Genomic DNA, 18,555 nt, shown 5'->3' with positions numbered 1-18,555 from the left:
GGCGTTTGACTGCTTTCCTGACAGGTTGCTACAATCGTCTGTCTCAGCAGGCCAGAATTTTGGCCTGCTTTAACATTTCCGCATCTCTGGCCGGATTTCCGGCCACCAATCAGAAGAACCTACTGATGGCGACGATCAACCAGCTGGTCCGCAAGCCGCGGCAAGCTACTACGTACAAGAGTGCCTCGCCGGCGCTCGACAAGTGCCCGCAGCGCCGTGGCGTCTGCACGCGCGTTTACACCACCACCCCGAAGAAGCCGAACTCGGCTCTCCGCAAGGTTGCCAAGGTCCGCCTGACCAACCAGGAAGAAGTCATTTCCTACATCGGCGGCGAAGGCCACAACCTGCAGGAGCACTCCGTGGTCCTGATCCGTGGCGGTCGCGTCAAGGATCTGCCGGGTGTGCGTTACCACACCGTTCGTGGCTCGCTCGACGCCGCCGGCGTTGCCAAGCGTCGCCAGGCCCGTTCCAAGTACGGCGCCAAGCGTCCGAAGGCATAAGGAGAGACCACTATGTCGCGTAAGGGTAATACTCCGCAGCGTTCCGTCCTGCCGGATCCGAAGCACGGAAGCGAAACCATCGCCCGTTTCATCAACATGGTCATGCTGAGCGGCAAGAAGTCCGTCGCTGAAAAGATCGTGTACGGTGCCATGGACGTCATCGCCGAGAAGAACGCCAACTCGATCGAGCTGGTGCAGAAGGCTCTGGACAACGTCGCTCCGTCGGTCGAAGTCAAGTCGCGCCGTGTCGGTGGTGCCACCTACCAGGTGCCGGTCGAAGTGCGTGCATCGCGCAAGATGGCTCTGGCCATGCGCTGGCTGATCGACTCCGCGCGCAAGCGTGGTGAGAACACCATGCCGAAGAAGCTGGCTGCTGAACTGATCGACGCCTCGGAAAACCGTGGCGGCGCCATCAAGAAGCGCGAAGAAACCCACCGCATGGCCGAAGCCAACAAGGCCTTCGCCCACTACCGCTGGTGAGTTTGACGGCCTTGTAAAACAGGCAGGGCAGCACCACATCGGTGCTGCCTCGCGGCCCCGGAAGGGCTGCGCCAATCCGAAGGCCGCCGCAAGGCGGCGTTCGGCCATCCGAAATCCAAGAAATCTGAGAGGCTCCCCGTGGCCCGTTCCACTCCCATCGAGCGTTACCGTAACTTCGGCATCATGGCTCACATCGATGCCGGCAAGACCACCACGTCCGAGCGCATCCTGTTCTACACCGGCAAGAGCCACAAGATCGGTGAAGTGCACGACGGCGCCGCCACCATGGACTGGATGGAGCAGGAGCAGGAGCGTGGCATCACGATCCAGTCCGCTGCCACCACCGCGTTCTGGAAGGGCATGGACAAGTCCCTGCCGGAGCACCGCTTCAACATCATCGATACCCCCGGGCACGTTGACTTCACCATCGAAGTCGAGCGTTCGCTGCGCGTGCTCGACGGCGCGGTGTTCGTGCTGTGTGCCGTCGGTGGCGTGCAGCCGCAGTCGGAAACCGTGTGGCGCCAGGCCAACCGTTACAAGGTGCCGCGCATTGCGTTCGTCAACAAGATGGACCGCACCGGCGCCAACTTCTACAAGGTCCGTGACCAGCTGAAGGCCAAGCTCGGCGCTGTCGCCGTGCCGATGCAGCTGCCGATCGGTGCCGAAGATGGCTTCAAGGGCGTCGTCGACCTGCTGAAGATGAAGGCCATCCATTGGGATGAAGCCTCGCAGGGCATGAAGTTCGAATACGGCGACATCCCGGCCGACCTGCAGGAAAAGGCTGAAGAAGCCCGTACCTTCATGATCGAAGCCGCGGCTGAAGCCAGCGAAGAGCTGATGGAAAAGTACCTGGGCGGCGAAGAGCTGGCCGAGTCCGAAATCATCAACGCGCTGCGTACCCGTACCCTGGCCACCGAAATCGTCCCGATGTACTGCGGTTCGGCGTTCAAGAACAAGGGCGTGCAGGCCATGCTCGACGGCGTGATCCAGCTGCTGCCGTCGCCGGTCGACGTGCCGGACGTGACCGGTACCGACGTGGATGACGAAAACGTCGCCATGACCCGCAAGTCCGACGACAAGGCTCCGTTCTCGTCGCTGGCCTTCAAGATCATCACCGACCCGTTCGTCGGCGCGCTGACCTTCTTCCGTGTCTACTCGGGCACCCTGAACGGTGGCGACACCGTCCTGAACTCGGTGAAGGGCAAGAAGGAGCGCATCGGCCGCATCCTGCAGATGCATTCGAACAACCGCGAAGAAATCAAGGAAGTTCTGGCTGGTGACATCGCCGCTGCCGTGGGCCTGAAGGACACCACCACCGGTGACACCCTGTGCTCGGTCGACCAGCCGATCATCCTGGAGCGCATGACGTTCCCGGAGCCGGTGATCTCGATGGCTGTCGAGCCGAAGACCAAGTCGGACCAGGAAAAGATGGGTCTGGCCCTGGGCCGCCTGGCGCAGGAAGATCCGTCGTTCCGCGTCAAGACCGACGAAGAATCCGGCCAGACCATCATCTCGGGCATGGGCGAGCTGCACCTGGACATCATCGTCGACCGCCTGAAGCGCGAGTTCAACGTTGAAGCCAACGTCGGCGCGCCGCAGGTTGCCTACCGCGAAACCATCACCCTGGCCGACGTCAAGTCGGACTACAAGCACGCCAAGCAGTCCGGTGGTAAGGGTCAGTACGGTCACGTCGTGATCGAGCTGTCGCCGCTGACCGCTGCCGACCGTGCCGATGCCAAGCTGTCGGCCAACATCAAGGACGACTTCCTGTTCGTCAATGACATCACCGGCGGCGTGATTCCGAAGGAATTCATTCCTTCGATCGAAAAGGGCCTGCGCGAAACCATCACCAGCGGTCCGCTGGCTGGCTTCCCGGTGGTGGACGTGAAGGTCAAGCTGGTCTTCGGTTCGTACCACGACGTCGACTCCTCGGAAATGGCGTTCAAGCTCGCTTCGTCGATGGCCTTCAAGCAGGGCTTCGCCAAGGCCAAGCCGGTGCTGCTGGAGCCGATCATGAAGGTCGAGATCGTGACCCCGGAGGATTACCAGGGTGACGTGATGGGCGACGTGAGCCGTCGTCGTGGCGTGCTGCAGGGTTCTGACACCACTGGTGACGGCTCCGCTTCGATCATCAACGCGATGATCCCGCTGGGTGAAATGTTCGGTTACGCCACGGCTCTGCGTTCGCAGACCCAGGGCCGCGCCACCTTCACCATGGAATTCGACCATTACGAGCCGGCGCCGAACAACATCGCCGAAGCCGTCATGAAGAAGGGCTGAGCCTCGCTCAGCCTCTCCTGAAACCACTTACGACAATCAAGGGATACAACAATGGCAAAGGGTAAGTTCGAGCGCACCAAGCCGCACGTCAACGTCGGCACCATCGGTCACGTCGATCATGGCAAGACCACGCTGACCGCCGCGCTGACCAAGATCGGCGCCGAGCGCTTCGGTGGCGAATTCAAGGATTACTCGGCGATCGACGCCGCTCCGGAAGAGAAGGCTCGTGGTATCACGATCTCGACCGCACACGTCGAATACGAATCCACCGAGCGCCACTACGCGCACGTGGATTGCCCGGGCCATGCTGACTACGTCAAGAACATGATCACCGGTGCCGCCCAGATGGACGGCGCGATCCTGGTGTGCTCGGCCGCTGACGGCCCGATGCCGCAGACCCGCGAGCACATCCTGCTGTCGCGTCAGGTCGGCGTGCCGTACATCGTCGTGTTCCTGAACAAGGCCGACATGGTTGACGATGCCGAGCTGCTGGAACTGGTCGAAATGGAAGTCCGCGAGCTGCTGAGCAAGTACGACTTCCCGGGCGACGACACCCCGATCATCTCGGGTTCGGCCCGCCTGGCGCTGGAAGGCGACCAGAGCGACATCGGCGTGCCGGCCGTGATCAAGCTGGTCGAAGCTCTCGACAGCTGGATCCCGACCCCGGAGCGTGACGTCGACAAGCCGTTCCTGATGCCGGTGGAAGACGTGTTCTCGATCTCGGGCCGCGGCACCGTGGTGACCGGTCGTATCGAGCGCGGCGTGATCAAGGTCGGCGAAGAAATCGAAATCGTCGGCATCCGTCCGGTGCAGAAGACCACCGTGACCGGCGTCGAAATGTTCCGCAAGTTGCTGGACCAGGGTCAGGCAGGCGACAACGCCGGTCTGCTGCTGCGCGGCACCAAGCGTGACGACGTCGAGCGTGGCCAGGTTCTGGCCAAGCCGGGTTCGATCAAGCCGCACACCAAGTTCGACGCCGAAGTCTACGTGCTGTCGAAGGACGAGGGCGGCCGCCACACCCCGTTCTTCAAGGGCTACCGTCCGCAGTTCTACTTCCGTACCACCGACATCACCGGTGCGGTTGAGCTGCCGGAAGGCGTCGAGATGGTGATGCCGGGCGACAACATCAAGATGGTTGTCACCCTGATCAACCCGGTCGCCATGGACGCCGGCCTGCGCTTCGCAATCCGCGAAGGTGGCCGTACCGTCGGCGCCGGCGTGGTTGCCAGCATCCTCGAGTAATCTGCTACACTCTGCGCCCCGATGTTGCCTGGGTAGGGCATCGGGGCGTATCAAACGGGAAAGTAGGCACAGGATGTGCCTTGTGTTCCCCGGACCAGGAAGGGTCAATGCCATTCAGGCGGCGTCAACAGGAAACTGTTGACAGCTGCCTTGCGTGCCATTATGCTTCGTCGTCTGGGCAGGCCTGTTTCTAGGTCTGCCTACGTTTTTGAGGTCTACGGATTGACCTTGTCGGCCTGCAGGAGTGCGGGCCGTCCGTATTCAGGGATTTCATGGGACAAAGCAACCCAGAGGCTTTGTCTGTCGCTCTTTTAACGAAGGAACCTACCGCCATGGCGGACCAAAAGATCCGGATCCGGCTGAAAGCGTTCGATCATCGTCTGATCGACCGTTCGGCCAGCGAGATCGTTGAGACGGCCAAGCGGACCGGCGCGCAAGTGCGTGGCCCGATCCCGCTGCCGACCAAGATCGAGCGTTACACCATTCTCGTTTCCCCGCACGTCGACAAGGACGCGCGTGACCAGTACGAGACCCGCACGCACAAGCGCGTGCTCGATATCGTTGACCCGAATGACAAGACCGTGGACGCGCTGATGAAGCTCGAACTGGCTGCCGGCGTCGACGTTCAGATCAAGCTGACCTGAGGACTACGACCATGACGAAGAAGTATTCGTTGGGCTTCGTGGGCCGCAAGGCTGGCATGAGCCGCGTGTTCACTGAAGATGGCCGCTCCATCCCGGTGACCCTGATCGAAGCAACCCCGAACCGCATCGCGCAGATCAAGACCGTCGAAACCGACGGCTACAGCGCCGTGCAGGTGACCGTCGGCGCTCGTCGCGCTGCCCTGGTCAACAAGCCGGAAGCCGGCCACTTCGCCAAGGCGAAGGTGGAAGCGGGTCGTGGCCTGTGGGAATTCCGCGTTGAAGACGCGCAGCTCGGCGATTTCGCCGTTGGCGGCGAAGTCAAGGCGGACATCTTTGAAGTCGGCCAGATCGTCGACGTCCAGGGTGTCACCAAGGGTAAGGGCTTCCAGGGCACCATCAAGCGCTACAACTTCCGTATGGGTGACGCTACCCACGGTAACTCGCTGTCGCATCGCGCGCCGGGTTCGCTGGGTCAGCGCCAGACGCCGGGTCGCGTGTTCCCGGGCAAGAAGATGTCCGGTCACATGGGCTCCGTGCAGCAGAGCACCCAGAACCTGGAAGTTGTCAAGGTCGACGTCGAACGCGGTCTGATCGCGGTTCGCGGCGCCGTTCCGGGCGCGGCGGGTGGCGACGTGATCGTCCGTCCGGCGAGCAAGGCATAAGGAGAGATGACGATGGAACTCGTTATCACGGGTAGCAATAACAAGGTCTCGGTCTCCGACGCCGTGTTCGGTCGCGATTTCAGCGAAGATCTGGTCCACCAGGTCGTCGTTGCTTACCGCAACGCCGGTCGCGCCGGCACCAAGGCGCAGAAGACTCGCTCCGAAGTGGCAGGTACCACCAAGAAGTCGAAGAAGCAGAAGGGCGGCGGCGCGCGTCATGGCGCACTGACGGCTCCGATCTTCGTCGGCGGCGGTGTCACCTTCGCGGCGAAGCCGCGCAGCTTCGAGCAGAAGGTCAATCGTAAGCAGTACCGTGCCGCCATGTGCGCGATCCTGTCCGAGCTGAACCGTCAGGGCCGTCTGACCATCGTGGAGTCCTTCGATGTCGAAGTGACCAACACGAAGGGTCTGATCGCCAAGCTGGCCGGCCTGGAAGTGGGCAAGCGCCCGCTGATCGTCACTGAAGAAGCCTCCGAGCACCTGTACCTGTCCGCCCGCAATCTGCCGTACGTGCAGGTGCGTGACGTCCAGGGTCTGGACCCGGTGTCGCTGGTCGGTGCCGACACGGTCGTCATCACCGCTGATGCGGTCAAGAAGGTCGAGGAGTGGCTGGCATGAACAGCAACGAAAAAATCTTCAGCGTGCTGCGTGCCCCGCGTGTCTCCGAAAAGACCGCTCGCATTCAGGAACTCTCCAACCAGTATGCCTTCGAAGTTTCGAACGAAGCCACCAAAGCCGATGTAAAGGCCGCGGTTGAGCAGCTGTTCGGCGTCAAGGTCGAGGCTGTCAACGTGGTCAACGTCAAGGGCAAGAACAAGTCCTTCCGTAACCGTGCTGGCCGCCGCGGCGATTGGCGTAAGGCTTACGTTCGCCTGGCCGACGGCCAGTCGATCGATGTAACGGCCAAGGCCTGAGGTACATCCCATGCCATTGATGAAATTCAAGCCCACTTCCCCCGGCCGCCGTTCGGCCGTGCGCGTGGTTACCCCCGACCTGCACAAGGGTGCTCCGCACGCCGCACTGGTCGAGTCGCAGAGCCGCTCGGGTGGTCGTAACCACCATGGCCGCATCACCGTGCGTCACGTCGGTGGTGGTGCCAAGCAGCACTACCGCATCATCGACTTCAAGCGCAACAAGCTGGGCATCCCGGCGCGCGTGGAACGCATCGAATACGATCCGAACCGCACCGCCCACATCGCCCTGCTGTGCTACGTCGACGGCGAGCGTCGCTACATCATCGCCCCGAAGGGCCTGAAGGCTGGTGATCAGGTGATCGCTGGTTCGGATGCCCCGATCAAGGCTGGCAACACCCTGCCGCTGCGCAACATCCCGGTCGGTACCACCATCCACTGCATCGAACTGAAGCCCGGCAAGGGCGCTCAGATCGCCCGCGCCGCTGGTGCGGCCGTGCAGCTGGTTGCCCGCGAAGGCATCTACGCCACCCTGCGCCTGCGCTCGGGTGAAATGCGTAAGGTTCCGGTCGAGTGCTGCGCCACCATCGGTGAAGTCGGCAACGACGAGCACAGCCTGGAAAAGCTGGGCAAGGCCGGTGCCAAGCGTTGGCGCGGCGTCCGCCCGACCGTTCGTGGTGCTGCCATGAACCCGGTTGACCACCCGCACGGTGGTGGTGAGGCCAAGGCCGGCCAGGGTAATCCGCATCCGGTCACCCCGTGGGGTGTCCCGACCAAGGGTTACAAGACGCGCCATAACAAGCGCACTCAGCAGTTCATCGTCCGCGATCGTAGGGGCTAATCGACCATGGCACGTTCACTCAAGAAGGGCCCGTTTGTCGATCACCACCTGGTTGCTAAGGTGGCTGCCGCTGCGGGTAGCAAGCGTCCGATCAAGACCTGGTCGCGTCGTTCGATGATCCTGCCTGACATGGTAGGCGTCACCATTGCCGTGCATAACGGCAAGAACCACATCCCGGTTCTCGTCAACGAGAACATGGTCGGCCACAAGCTCGGCGAATTTGCCATCACCCGGACCTTCAAGGGTCACGGTGGTGACAAGAAGTCGGGTAAGTAAGGAGAGATGACAATGGAAGCGAAAGCCATCCTGCGCACTGCGCGCATCTCCCCGCAGAAGGCTCGTCTGGTCGCTGACCAGGTGCGCGGTCTGCCGGCCGAACGTGCGGTCAACCTGCTGAAGTTCTCGGACAAGAAGGCTGCCCACCTGATCAAGAAGGTGGTGGAGTCGGCTATTGCAAATGCCGAGAACAACCAGGGCGCCGACGTCGACGAGCTGAAGGTTCAGACCATCATGGTTGATGAAGGTCCGACCCTGAAGCGTTTCATGGCGCGGGCGAAAGGCCGCGGTACCCGCATCCTCAAGCGCACCAGCCACATCACTGTGGTTGTGGGCGCCGCCAAGTAAGCGGATAAGGAAAAGACCATGGGTCATAAAGTTCATCCGATTGGTATCCGCCTCGGCATTTCCAAGGACTGGAACTCCAAGTGGTACGCCAACAAGGCCGAGTTCGCTGGTTACCTGGCAGCCGACCTGAAAGTGCGCGAAATGCTGCGCAAGAAGCTGGCTCAGGCCGGCATCAGCAAGATCCTGATCGAGCGTCCGGCCAAGACCGCTCGCGTGACGATCCACACCGCCCGTCCGGGCGTGGTGATCGGCAAGCGCGGTGAGGACATCGAGAAGCTGCGCAAGGAAGTGAGCGAGATGATGGGCGTCCCGGCGCACATCAACGTCACCGAAGTGCGCAAGCCGGAACTGGACGCTCAGCTCGTTGCCGAGTCGATCGCCCAGCAGCTGGAGCGTCGCATCATGTTCCGCCGCGCCATGAAGCGCTCGGTCGGCAACGCGATGCGCCTGGGTGCCCTGGGCATCAAGGTCAACGTGGGTGGCCGCCTCAACGGTGCAGAAATCGCCCGTTCGGAGTGGTACCGCGAAGGCCGCGTGCCGCTGCACACCCTGCGTGCCGACATCGACTATGGCTTCGCTGAAGCCAAGACGACCTACGGCATCATCGGCATCAAGGTCTGGATCTACAAGGGCGAGGTCTTTGATTTCTCCCAGGTTGGCCAGGAAAAGCAGGACGACACCCCGTCGCGCAACGATCGTCACGATCGCGGCGACCGCGGTGACCGTCAGCGCCCGGCTCGTGAAGCGAGGTAACGACAATGTTGCAACCCAAGCGAACCAAGTACCGCAAGGTGCACAAGGGCCGTAACGACGGCCTGAGCTGGAGCGCCAACGCTGTCAGCTTCGGCGAGTACGGCCTCAAGGCAACCGCCCACGGCCAGCTGACCGCGCGTCAGATCGAAGCGGCCCGCCGCTCGATCAGCCGCTACGTCAAGCGCGGTGGCAAGATGTGGATCCGTGTGTTCCCCGACAAGCCCATCACCAAGAAGCCCATCGAAGTTCGAATGGGTTCGGGTAAGGGCAACGTGGAATACTGGGTGGCCCAGATCCAGCCCGGCCGCATGATCTATGAAATCGAGGGTGTCTCGGAGGAAGTGGCACGCGAGGCGTTCCGCCTGGCCGCCGCCAAGCTCTCGGTCACCACCACTTTCGTGACCCGGACGGTGCGCTGATGGAACTGAAAACTCTCCGTGAAAAGTCGGCTGACGAACTGAAGGCCCACCTGATCGACCTGCGTAAGGAACAGTTCTCTGTCCGTATGCAGCAGGTCACCGGCCAGCTGCCGAAGACTCACGATATCCGCCGCGTCCGTCGTGAGATTGCTCGCGTCAAGACGCTGCTCGGCAGCACGAAGTAAGGACGGCCGCTATGAGCGACAATATCGAAAACAAGGCGCTGCGCACGGTCGAAGGCCGTGTCGTCAGCAACAAGATGGACAAGACGGTTACCGTCCTGGTTGAGCGTCAGGTCAAGCACGCGTTGTACGGCAAGTACATCAAGCGCTCGACGAAGCTGCACGCCCACGATGCCGACAACGCCTGCAAGGAAGGCGATGTCGTCCGCGTGACCGAGATTGCTCCGATGTCCAAGACCAAGAACTGGCGCGTGGTGGAAGTCATCACGCGCGCGGCTGAATAAGGAGCTGAATCATGATCCAGATGCAGAGCTACCTTGACGTCGCGGACAATTCGGGTGCCAAGCAGGTGATGTGCTTCAAGGTGCTGGGTGGTTCCAAGCGCCGTTACGCCGGCATCGGCGACATCATCAAGGTCACCGTGAAGGATGCGATTCCGCGCGGCAAGGTCAAGAAGGGTGAAGTGTATGACGCCGTCGTGGTGCGTACCCGCAAGGGTGTGCGTCGCGCCGACGGTTCGCTGATCCGCTTCGACGGCAACGCTGCCGTCCTGCTGAACAACAAGCAGGAGCCGATCGGCACCCGTATCTTCGGGCCGGTGACTCGTGAACTTCGCTCTGAGAAGTTCATGAAGATCGTCTCGCTCGCTCCCGAAGTGCTGTGAGCGACAGGAGATAATCATGGCTAACCGTATCAAGAAGGGCGACCAGGTTGTCGTCAACGCCGGCAAGGACAAGGGCAAGCAGGGCGAAGTCGTCCGCGTCGACGGCGACCGTGTGGTCGTCGGCAACGTGAACATCGTCAAGCGCCACACCAAGCCGAACCCGCAGGCAGGTGTTGCCGGCGGCGTGGTCGAGCGCGAAGCTTCGATCCATATCTCCAACGTGAATGTGCTGAACCCGGCTTCGGGCAAGGGCGAACGCGTTGGCTTCAAGGTGCTGGAGGATGGACGCAAACTGCGTGTGTTCCGCTCCAGCGGTGAGGCGCTTGACGCCTGAGGAATGAGAAGATGAGTTCCCGTCTCGAAAAGTTCTACAAGGAAGAAGTGGTACCGGCGCTGATGAAGCAGTTCGGTTACACCAATCCGATGGAAGTGCCGAAGCTTGTCAAGGTCACCCTGAACATGGGTGTCGGCGAAGCGGCCACCAACAAGAAGATCCTGGAAAACGCCGTCGGCGACATGACCAAGATTTCCGGCCAGAAGCCGGTTGTCACCAAGTCGCGCGTGTCGGTTGCGTCGTTCAAGATCCGTGATGGTTGGCCGATCGGCTGCAAGACCACGCTGCGTCGCCACAAGATGTACGAGTTCCTGGATCGCCTGATCAACATCTCGCTGCCGCGCGTGCGCGACTTCCGTGGTGTTTCCGGTCGTTCCTTCGACGGTCGCGGCAACTTCAACATGGGTGTGAAGGAACAGATCATCTTCCCGGAAATCGACTTCGACGCTGTCGACGCGATCCGCGGCATGGATATCGCCATCACCACCACTGCGAAGACCGATGCGGAAGCGAAGGCGCTGCTGGCAGCGTTCAAGTTCCCGTTCCGTAACTGATCCGTCGAGGAATCCGAAATGGCAAAGACCTCCATGGTCAACCGCGACATCAAGCGGGAAAAGCTGGCAAAGAAGTACGCTGAAAAGCGTGCGGCTCTGAAGAAGATCGTGTCCTCCGTGGACGCGACCTACGAAGAGAAGATCGACGCCGCAACCAAGCTGGCCAAGCTGCCGCGCGATTCGTCGCCGAGCCGCCACCGCAACCGTTGCGAACTGTCGGGTCGTCCGCGTGGCGTCTACAGCAAGTTCGGCCTGGGCCGTAACAAGCTGCGCGAAGCCACCATGCGTGGCGACGTCCCGGGTCTGCGCAAGGCCAGCTGGTAATCCCAGCCGGCCCTGTGATCAGGAGCCCCTTCGGGGGTTCCTGAACCGGGCAGGGGAGGCATTCAGCCTTCCCGACGCAAAAAACCGAAGAGCCCGGCGCAAGCCGGGCTCTTTTGGCGTATACTCCCGCGTCTTGCTCTGTGCAAACGGGGTAGCAGGGCAGGCCATCGGCCTGCTGCAACAAGGGACCTGGCCCGTTTCCAGGAGACAACAGATTTTCGCGAAAGCGGATATCGGTGCACTCAAAGGTACTCATATGAGCATGACTGATCCCATCGCCGACCTGCTGGTCCGCATCAAGAATGCGGCAGCGGTTGGCAAGCAGACGGTGAAAGCCCCGTCGTCCAAGATCAAGGTTGCGATCGCCCAGGTCCTGAAGGACGAGGGTTACATCACCGACCTGCGCGTGACCCAGCTGGAAAACAACAAGTCCGAGCTGGAAATCGTGCTGAAGTATTTCGAAGGCAAGCCGGTCATCGCGACCCTGAAGCGCTTCTCGCGTTCGGGCCTGCGCCAGTACCGCGGCAAGAGCGAGCTGCCGAAGGTCATGAATGGCCTGGGTATCTCCATCATTTCCACCTCCAAGGGCATCATGACTGATGCGCAGGCGCGCCAGCTGGGCGTCGGCGGCGAAGTCCTGTGCTTCGTGGCCTAAGGCGAAAGGAGTAATACTATGTCCCGCGTAGCCAAGAAGCCCGTCACCCTGGGTAAGACTGAACTGAACGTCCAGGCCGATTCCGTCACCGTCAAGGGCCCGAAGGGCACCCTGTCGCTGTCGAAGCCGGCCGGCATTGCCATCAACGTCGACAACGGCGTTGCCACCCTGAGCACCGAGAACGCTGACCTGGTCCCGCTGACCGGCACCGTCCGCGCCATCCTGGCCAACATGGTCAAGGGTGTTTCCGAAGGCTTCGAGCGCAAGCTGGAGCTGGTCGGCGTGGGCTACCGTGCTGCCATGCAGGGCAAGGATCTGAGCCTGTCGCTCGGTTACTCGCACCCGATCGTGTTCGTGGCGCCGGAAGGCATCACCATCACCACCCCGACCCAGACCGAAATTCTGGTGCAGGGCGCTGACAAGCAGGTCGTCGGTGAAGTCGCCGCCAAGATCCGTGCGTTCCGCAAGCCGGAACCGTACAAGGGCAAGGGCGTGAAGTACTCCGACGAAGTCATCATCCGTAAGGAAGCCAAGAAGGCCTAATTAGGCTCTTCCGCTTTCAAGGGAAAAAAATCATGAACAAGAACATCGCCCGCCTGCGTCGCGCCAAGTCGACCCGCGCCCACATCCGTGAGCTCGGCGTCGCCCGCCTGTCGGTGCTGCGCACCGGCCAGCACCTGTACGCCCAGGTCTTCACCGCTGACGGTTCCAAGGTGCTGGCTGCCGCCAACACCACCCAGACCGACATCATGGAAGGCCTGAAGAACGGCAAGAACGCCGATGCCGCCGCCAAGGTCGGCCGTATCGTCGCTGAGCGTGCCAAGGCCGCTGGCGTCGAGAAGGTTGCCTTCGATCGTTCGGGCTACCGCTACCACGGCCGCATCAAGGCCCTGGCAGAAGCCGCCCGCGAAGCCGGCCTGCAGTTCTAAGGGATAAGGGCAGGGGACTTCTGGTCCCCTGTCCGCCTGCTCGCCCGCCTGAGTGAGGCGGGGCGGCGCCGCTCTTCTGCAGCGGCCCACCGCACCAACGCGGTACTTCACAACCATAAGCGGCCTCGAGCCGTACATACCCAAACTACCAAGGAATCAAGATGGCAGAAGAACGTCAGCAGCGGGGTCGCGATCGCGACCGTAACCGCGAAGAGAAAGTCGACGACGGCATGATCGAAAAGCTGGTCGCGGTCAACCGCGTCAGCAAGACCGTCAAGGGTGGCCGCCAGTTCACCTTCACCGCCCTGACCGTGGTCGGCGACGGCGAAGGCAAGGTCGGTTTCGGTTATGGCAAGGCGCGCGAAGTGCCGGTCGCCATCCAGAAGTCGATGGAACAGGCTCGCAAGAACCTGGTCAGCGTTGACCTGAACAACGGCACCCTGTGGCACACCATCAAGGATGGTCATGGCGCAGCCCGCGTGTTCATGCAGCCGGCTTCCGAAGGTACCGGCGTCATCGCCGGCGGTGCCATGCGCGCCGTGCTGGAAGCGGTTGGCGTGAAGAACGTGCTGGCCAAGGCCACCGGTTCGCGCAACCCGATCAACCTGGTGCGTGCCACCGTGAAGGGCCTGTCTGCTGCGCAGTCGCCGGCTCGCATCGCGGCCAAGCGCGGCAAGAAGGTGGAGGAACTCAACCATGGCTAATGAGTCCAACAAGACTGTGAAGGTGCGCCTGGTGCGCGGCCTGCGTGGTACCCAGTCGCGTCACCGCCTGTCGGTGCGTGCCCTGGGCCTGAACAAGCTCAACGATGTCCGTGAACTGAAGGACAGCCCGCAGGTTCGCGGTCTGATCAACACCGTTCACTACCTCGTCAAGGTTGAGGAGTAATCGATCATGACTCTGCGTCTCAATGAACTGAGCCCGGCACCGGGCGCCCGCACCGAGCGCACCCGCGTCGGTCGCGGTATCGGCTCGGGCCTGGGCAAGACTGCCGGTCGCGGCCACAAGGGCTCGTTCGCCCGTAAGGGTGGCGGCAAGATCAAGGCTGGCTTCGAAGGCGGCCAGACCCCCATGCAGCGTCGTCTGCCGAAGATCGGCTTCCGTTCGCCGATCGCGAAGGACACCGCTGAAGTGCTGCTGTACGCGCTGGACAAGCTGCCGGCCGGCGAGATCGACTTCGCTGCCCTGCGTGCTGCCAAGCTGGTCCCGAGCACTGCAAAGAAGGCCAAGGTCGTCCTCAAGGGCGAACTGACCAAGGCGTTCACCCTGAAGGGTATTGCTGCCACGGCTGGTGCCAAGGCTGCAATCGAAGCTGCCGGCGGCAGCGTGACGGAGTAAGAAAATCATGGCGCAAGCTGGCATCGGTAACCTCGCGGGCGGAATGGGCAAGTTCACTGAACTTCGCCAACGTTTGCTGTTCGTCGTCGGGGCTTTGATCGTCTATCGCATCGGCTGTTATGTGCCGGTGCCGGGCGTCAATCCCGATGCCATGCTTGCCATGATGCAACAGCAGGGCGGCGGCATCGTGGACATGTTCAACATGTTCTCGGGCGGCGCCCTGCACCGTTTGAGCATCTTCGCGCTCAACGTGATGCCGTACATCTCGGCATCGATCGTGATGCAGCTGGCCACCCACATCTTCCCCGCCTTGAAGGCGATGCAGAAGGAAGGTGAGTCCGGCCGCCGCAAGATCACCCAGTATTCGCGCATCGGCGCCGTGCTGCTGGCGGTGGTGCAGGGCGGTTCGATCGCCCTGGCGCTGCAGAACCAGGTGGCACCGTCGGGCGCTGCGGTCGTCTACGCGCCGGGCATGGGCTTCGTGCTCACCGCCGTGGTCGCACTGACCGCCGGCACCATGTTCCTGATGTGGGTCGGTGAGCAGGTCACCGAGCGCGGCATCGGCAACGGCGTGTCGCTGATCATCTTCGCCGGTATCGTGGCGGGCCTGCCGGGTGCGGTCATCCACACCTTCGACGCCTACCGCGACGGCAACATCCAGTTCATCCAGCTGCTGCTGATCGCCATCGTCGTCCTCGCCTTCACCTTCTTCGTGGTGTTCGTCGAGCGCGGCCAGCGCCGGATCACGGTCAACTACGCGCGCCGCCAGGGCGGTCGCAACGCGTACATGAACCAGACCTCGTTCCTGCCGCTGAAGCTGAACATGGCCGGCGTCATCCCGGCGATCTTCGCCTCGAGCCTGCTGGCCTTCCCGGCCACCCTGGCCATGTGGTCCGGCCAGGCCGCCAACCAGAGCGCCGTCGGCCAGACCCTGCAGAAGGTCGCCAACGCACTGGGCCCGGGCGAGCCGCTGCACATGATCGTGTTCGCTGCGCTGATCACCGGTTTTGCGTTCTTCTATACCGCGCTGGTGTTCAACTCGCAGGAAACCGCCGACAACCTGAAGAAGTCGGGCGCGCTGATTCCGGGCATCCGTCCGGGCAAGGCCACCGCCGATTACATCGACGGCGTGCTGACCCGCCTGACGGCTGCAGGTTCGGCTTACCTGGTGATCGTCTGCCTGCTGCCGGAACTGATGCGCACGCAGCTGAACGCCTCGTTCTACTTCGGTGGTACTTCGCTGCTGATCGTCGTGGTGGTGGTGATGGACTTCATCGCCCAGGTGCAGGCGCACCTGATGTCCCACCAGTACGAGAGCCTGCTGAAGAAGGCCAACCTGAAGGGCGGCAACCGCGGCGGTTTTGCCCGCGGCTGATAAGCCTGTTATACTTTCGTCTTCCTGACGTGATGGTCCTCCGCTTCGCGGACTCTGGCCACACAAACGAAGGGCGGCCCCCGCAGCGGTTCCGGGTGGGGGTGTGGCGAGGTGGTCCTGCGCTGGAGTAGCGCGGGCGGCCCCGGGGAAACCCAGGTCCAACCTTGTCCGGCGCCGGAGCCTGGGCACACTCCCCAGGCCGGGTCCATGAAACTTCAATGTTTCACGGGCTTCCATGTAAACCGGAACCTTGTTAGTATCGCTAGTTCACTTTTTTGATCCATCCTGCCGGATTGGCGTGCCTGAGGCGCGCTGTCGGCCATCACTCAGCTGGAGAACCGCGTCATGGCGCGTATTGCAGGCGTCAACCTGCCAGCCCAGAAGCACGTCTGGGTCGGGTTGCAAAGCATTTACGGCATCGGCCGTACCCGTTCGAAGAAGGTCTGCGAAGTCGCAGGCGTCACTTCGACCACCAAGATCCGCGATCTGTCGGAGCCGGAAATCGAGCGCCTGCGCGCCGAAGTCGGCAAGTACATCGTGGAAGGCGATCTGCGCCGTGAAATCGGCATTGCGATCAAGCGCCTGATGGACCTGGGCTGCTACCGCGGCCTGCGTCACCGTCGCGGCCTGCCGCTGCGTGGCCAGCGCACCCGTACCAACGCCCGCACCCGCAAGGGCCCGCGCAAGGCGATCAGGAAGTAAGGGACCTATAAATGGCTAAGCCTGCTGCTAAGACCAAGAAGAAGATCAAGCGCGTCGTCACCGACGGCGTTGCCCACGTCCACGCTTCGTTCAACAACACCATCGTGACCATCACCGACCGCCAGGGCAACGCTCTGTCGTGGGCGACCTCCGGTGGCGCTGGCTTCCGCGGTTCGCGCAAGTCGACCCCGTTCGCTGCCCAGGTGGCTGCTGAAAAGGCCGGTCGTGCTGCGCTGGACTACGGCGTGAAGTCGCTGGAAGTCCGCATCAAGGGTCCGGGTCCGGGCCGTGAGTCGGCCGTGCGTTCGTTGAACAACGTCGGCTACAAGATCACCAACATCATCGACGTGACGCCTATCCCGCACAACGGGTGCCGTCCGCCGAAGAAGCGTCGCGTCTAAAGGGAGCGATAAGAAATGGCTCGTTATATCGGTCCTACCTGTAAGCTCGCCCGTCGCGAAGGCGCCGACCTGTCCCTGAAGAGCCCGGCGCGTGCGCTGGACTCCAAGTGCAAGCTGGAGCAGAAGCCCGGCCAGCACGGCGCCACTGCCCGCAAGGGCAAGCTGTCCGACTACGCCACCCAGCTGCGTGAAAAGCAGAAGGTCAAGCGTATCTACGGCCTGCTGGAGCGTCAGTTCCGCAACTACTACAAGAAGGCCTCGACCAAGAAGGGCAACACCGGCGAGAACCTGCTGCAGCTGCTGGAAACCCGCCTGGACAACGTCGTCTACCGCATGGGCTTCGCCGTGACCCGTCCGGCTGCCCGTCAGCTGGTGTCGCACCGCGGCGTCACCGTGAATGGCAAGTCGGTCAACCTGGCTTCGTACCAGGTCAAGGCTGGCGACGCCATCGCTCTGTCTGAAAAGGCTGCCAAGCAGCTGCGCGTCCAGGAAGCCCTGACCGTCGCCGCCCAGCATGACCTGAGCCCGTCGTGGGTTGAAGTGGATTCCGGCAAGTTCACCGGCATCTTCAAGGCTGTTCCGGATCGTTCGGATCTGCCTGCGGACATCAACGAAGCGCTGATCGTCGAGCTGTATTCGAAGTAATTCATCATTGGAGAGCCCCCGGCGACGGCCGGGGGTTCACTAGGAGAACCCGCAACATGACGGTTACCGCCAACCAGGTTCTGCGTCCTCGCGGTCCGCAGATCGAACGCCTTACCGACACCCGTGCAAAGGTCGTTATCGAACCTTTGGAGCGGGGTTACGGGCATACGCTGGGTAATGCCCTGCGTCGCGTGCTGCTGTCGTCCATCCCGGGCTTCGCCATCACGGAAGTCGAAATCGACGGCGTGTTGCACGAGTACACCACGGTCGAAGGTCTGCAGGAGGACGTGCTCGAAGTCCTGCTGAACCTGAAGGACGTGGCCATCCGTATGCATTCCGGCGACAGCGCCACCCTGTCCCTGTCCAAGCAGGGCCCGGGCGTTGTCACTGCTGCTGACATCAAGGTCGACCACAATGTGGAGATCCTGAACAGCGATCATGTGATCTGCCACCTGACCAAGGATACGGCGATCAACATGCGTCTGAAGATCGAACGTGGTTTCGGCTACCAGCCGGCTGCCGCGCGTCGTCGTCCGGACGAAGAAACCCGTGCCATCGGCCGCCTGGTCCTGGATGCCTCGTTCTCGCCGGTCCGCCGCGTCGCCTATGCCGTGGAAGCGGCTCGTGTCGAACAGCGTACCGACCTGGACAAGCTGGTCATCGATATCGAGACCAACGGCACCATCGACGCCGAGGAAGCCGTGCGCACCGCCGCCGACATCCTCAGCGACCAGCTGTCGGTGTTCGGTGACTTCACCCACCGCGACCGCGGTGCAGCCAAGCCGGCCAACAACGGGGTGGATCCGGTGCTGCTGCGCCCGATCGACGATCTGGAGCTGACCGTGCGTTCGGCCAACTGCCTGAAGGCCGAAAGCATCTACTACATCGGCGATCTGATCCAGAAGACCGAAGTGGAGCTGCTGAAGACCCCGAACCTGGGCAAGAAGTCGCTCACCGAGATCAAGGAAGTGCTGGCTCAGCGCGGCCTGTCCCTCGGCATGAAGCTGGAGAACTGGCCGCCGGCCGGCGTCGCCAGCCACGGCATGCTGGGCTGATATCGGTAATGCCTGGAGGCTCCACCGTTCGCGGTGGGGCC

At 62.2% G+C, this 18,555-nt stretch carries 30 protein-coding genes; all 30 read left to right on the top strand.

Features of this window, described 5'->3' with window-relative positions; all coding sequences use genetic code 11:
- The first annotated feature begins 125 nt into the window (after positions 1–125).
- The 30 genes from rpsL (at position 126) to rpoA (ending at position 18,514) form a co-directional block, all read left to right on the top strand.
- Positions 126–500: a 30S ribosomal protein S12 gene (gene rpsL, locus C1926_RS04175; RefSeq protein WP_004145320.1), complete on the top strand. Its 375-nt coding sequence runs from the start codon at positions 126–128 to the stop codon at positions 498–500.
- A gap of 12 nt (positions 501–512) precedes the next feature.
- A complete protein-coding gene (gene rpsG / locus C1926_RS04170; RefSeq protein WP_079220751.1) occupies positions 513–980 on the top strand; it encodes a 30S ribosomal protein S7 in 468 nt (155 codons plus the stop codon).
- Between the two features lie 138 nt (positions 981–1,118).
- A complete protein-coding gene (gene fusA, locus C1926_RS04165) occupies positions 1,119–3,260 on the top strand; it encodes an elongation factor G (RefSeq protein WP_108758328.1) in 2,142 nt (713 codons plus the stop codon).
- 51 nt (positions 3,261–3,311) lie between these two features.
- Entirely contained in the window at positions 3,312–4,502 is a 1,191-nt protein-coding gene (gene tuf / locus C1926_RS04160; protein WP_108758327.1) for an elongation factor Tu, read from the top strand.
- 332 nt (positions 4,503–4,834) lie between these two features.
- The gene (gene rpsJ / locus C1926_RS04155; protein ID WP_010341589.1) at positions 4,835–5,146 is read left to right on the top strand and encodes a 30S ribosomal protein S10; all 312 of its coding nucleotides are present in this window, start codon (positions 4,835–4,837) and stop codon (positions 5,144–5,146) included.
- Between the two features lie 11 nt (positions 5,147–5,157).
- The gene (gene rplC, locus C1926_RS04150) at positions 5,158–5,808 is read left to right on the top strand and encodes a 50S ribosomal protein L3 (RefSeq protein WP_059066096.1); all 651 of its coding nucleotides are present in this window, start codon (positions 5,158–5,160) and stop codon (positions 5,806–5,808) included.
- A gap of 12 nt (positions 5,809–5,820) precedes the next feature.
- Entirely contained in the window at positions 5,821–6,426 is a 606-nt protein-coding gene (gene rplD / locus C1926_RS04145; protein WP_004145337.1) for a 50S ribosomal protein L4, read from the top strand.
- Positions 6,423–6,722, top strand: coding sequence for a 50S ribosomal protein L23 (rplW, locus tag C1926_RS04140; RefSeq protein ID WP_079220754.1), 300 nt, complete (start codon positions 6,423–6,425; stop codon positions 6,720–6,722). Before rplD ends, rplW begins: the two co-directional genes overlap by 4 nt.
- A 10-nt stretch (positions 6,723–6,732) precedes the next feature.
- Positions 6,733–7,560, top strand: a complete 828-nt coding sequence (gene rplB / locus C1926_RS04135; RefSeq protein WP_004145339.1) for a 50S ribosomal protein L2 — start codon at positions 6,733–6,735, stop codon at positions 7,558–7,560.
- Positions 7,561–7,566: 6 nt separating this feature from the next.
- Positions 7,567–7,836, top strand: coding sequence for a 30S ribosomal protein S19 (gene rpsS, locus C1926_RS04130; protein WP_004145340.1), 270 nt, complete (start codon positions 7,567–7,569; stop codon positions 7,834–7,836).
- Positions 7,837–7,848: 12 nt separating this feature from the next.
- A complete protein-coding gene (rplV, locus tag C1926_RS04125) occupies positions 7,849–8,184 on the top strand; it encodes a 50S ribosomal protein L22 (RefSeq protein WP_004145348.1) in 336 nt (111 codons plus the stop codon).
- 18 nt (positions 8,185–8,202) lie between these two features.
- The gene (gene rpsC, locus C1926_RS04120; protein WP_004145350.1) at positions 8,203–8,937 is read left to right on the top strand and encodes a 30S ribosomal protein S3; all 735 of its coding nucleotides are present in this window, start codon (positions 8,203–8,205) and stop codon (positions 8,935–8,937) included.
- Between the two features lie 5 nt (positions 8,938–8,942).
- On the top strand, positions 8,943–9,356 hold the full coding sequence (gene rplP, locus C1926_RS04115) for a 50S ribosomal protein L16 (RefSeq protein WP_004154486.1): 414 nt from the start codon (positions 8,943–8,945) through the stop codon (positions 9,354–9,356).
- Positions 9,356–9,541, top strand: a complete 186-nt coding sequence (rpmC, locus tag C1926_RS04110; protein ID WP_004145353.1) for a 50S ribosomal protein L29 — start codon at positions 9,356–9,358, stop codon at positions 9,539–9,541. The genes rplP and rpmC overlap by 1 nt, the downstream gene beginning before the upstream one ends.
- Before the next feature lie 11 nt (positions 9,542–9,552).
- Entirely contained in the window at positions 9,553–9,822 is a 270-nt protein-coding gene (gene rpsQ / locus C1926_RS04105; protein WP_079220755.1) for a 30S ribosomal protein S17, read from the top strand.
- An 11-nt stretch (positions 9,823–9,833) separates the two neighbouring features.
- Positions 9,834–10,202 (top strand): 50S ribosomal protein L14, encoded by a 369-nt coding sequence (gene rplN / locus C1926_RS04100; RefSeq protein ID WP_010483978.1) that lies wholly within the window; start codon positions 9,834–9,836, stop codon positions 10,200–10,202.
- A 16-nt stretch (positions 10,203–10,218) separates the two neighbouring features.
- Positions 10,219–10,536 carry a 50S ribosomal protein L24 gene (rplX, locus tag C1926_RS04095; protein WP_079220756.1) on the top strand — a complete coding sequence of 106 codons (318 nt, stop codon included), beginning with the start codon at positions 10,219–10,221 and terminating at the stop codon, positions 10,534–10,536.
- Between the two features lie 11 nt (positions 10,537–10,547).
- The gene (gene rplE / locus C1926_RS04090; protein ID WP_079220757.1) at positions 10,548–11,090 is read left to right on the top strand and encodes a 50S ribosomal protein L5; all 543 of its coding nucleotides are present in this window, start codon (positions 10,548–10,550) and stop codon (positions 11,088–11,090) included.
- Positions 11,091–11,108: 18 nt separating this feature from the next.
- Entirely contained in the window at positions 11,109–11,414 is a 306-nt protein-coding gene (gene rpsN, locus C1926_RS04085) for a 30S ribosomal protein S14 (RefSeq protein WP_079220758.1), read from the top strand.
- A gap of 256 nt (positions 11,415–11,670) precedes the next feature.
- On the top strand, positions 11,671–12,069 hold the full coding sequence (rpsH, locus tag C1926_RS04075) for a 30S ribosomal protein S8 (RefSeq protein ID WP_005408210.1): 399 nt from the start codon (positions 11,671–11,673) through the stop codon (positions 12,067–12,069).
- Between the two features lie 18 nt (positions 12,070–12,087).
- Positions 12,088–12,612 (top strand): 50S ribosomal protein L6, encoded by a 525-nt coding sequence (rplF, locus tag C1926_RS04070; protein WP_108758326.1) that lies wholly within the window; start codon positions 12,088–12,090, stop codon positions 12,610–12,612.
- Positions 12,613–12,644: 32 nt separating this feature from the next.
- A complete protein-coding gene (rplR, locus tag C1926_RS04065; RefSeq protein ID WP_079220760.1) occupies positions 12,645–12,998 on the top strand; it encodes a 50S ribosomal protein L18 in 354 nt (117 codons plus the stop codon).
- A 161-nt stretch (positions 12,999–13,159) separates the two neighbouring features.
- Entirely contained in the window at positions 13,160–13,702 is a 543-nt protein-coding gene (gene rpsE, locus C1926_RS04060; RefSeq protein ID WP_004145411.1) for a 30S ribosomal protein S5, read from the top strand.
- The gene (gene rpmD / locus C1926_RS04055; RefSeq protein ID WP_004154497.1) at positions 13,695–13,886 is read left to right on the top strand and encodes a 50S ribosomal protein L30; all 192 of its coding nucleotides are present in this window, start codon (positions 13,695–13,697) and stop codon (positions 13,884–13,886) included. Before rpsE ends, rpmD begins: the two co-directional genes overlap by 8 nt.
- A 6-nt stretch (positions 13,887–13,892) precedes the next feature.
- Positions 13,893–14,336 (top strand): 50S ribosomal protein L15, encoded by a 444-nt coding sequence (gene rplO / locus C1926_RS04050; protein WP_108758325.1) that lies wholly within the window; start codon positions 13,893–13,895, stop codon positions 14,334–14,336.
- A 7-nt stretch (positions 14,337–14,343) separates the two neighbouring features.
- Positions 14,344–15,711 (top strand): preprotein translocase subunit SecY, encoded by a 1,368-nt coding sequence (secY, locus tag C1926_RS04045; RefSeq protein ID WP_108746021.1) that lies wholly within the window; start codon positions 14,344–14,346, stop codon positions 15,709–15,711.
- A gap of 345 nt (positions 15,712–16,056) precedes the next feature.
- Positions 16,057–16,413 (top strand): 30S ribosomal protein S13, encoded by a 357-nt coding sequence (gene rpsM, locus C1926_RS04040; protein ID WP_025879318.1) that lies wholly within the window; start codon positions 16,057–16,059, stop codon positions 16,411–16,413.
- A gap of 11 nt (positions 16,414–16,424) precedes the next feature.
- On the top strand, positions 16,425–16,814 hold the full coding sequence (gene rpsK, locus C1926_RS04035) for a 30S ribosomal protein S11 (RefSeq protein ID WP_004145443.1): 390 nt from the start codon (positions 16,425–16,427) through the stop codon (positions 16,812–16,814).
- 15 nt (positions 16,815–16,829) lie between these two features.
- Positions 16,830–17,459: a 30S ribosomal protein S4 gene (gene rpsD / locus C1926_RS04030; RefSeq protein ID WP_004145446.1), complete on the top strand. Its 630-nt coding sequence runs from the start codon at positions 16,830–16,832 to the stop codon at positions 17,457–17,459.
- Positions 17,460–17,515: 56 nt separating this feature from the next.
- Positions 17,516–18,514 carry a DNA-directed RNA polymerase subunit alpha gene (gene rpoA / locus C1926_RS04025; protein ID WP_079220762.1) on the top strand — a complete coding sequence of 333 codons (999 nt, stop codon included), beginning with the start codon at positions 17,516–17,518 and terminating at the stop codon, positions 18,512–18,514.
- Positions 18,515–18,555 lie beyond the last annotated feature (41 nt).

This window comes from Stenotrophomonas sp. ZAC14A_NAIMI4_1, assembly GCF_003086915.1.
In the GTDB taxonomy this organism is placed as follows: domain Bacteria; phylum Pseudomonadota; class Gammaproteobacteria; order Xanthomonadales; family Xanthomonadaceae; genus Stenotrophomonas.
The sequence above is the reverse complement of the archived record's forward strand: the minus strand, read 5'-3'. Positions and strand labels throughout refer to the sequence as shown.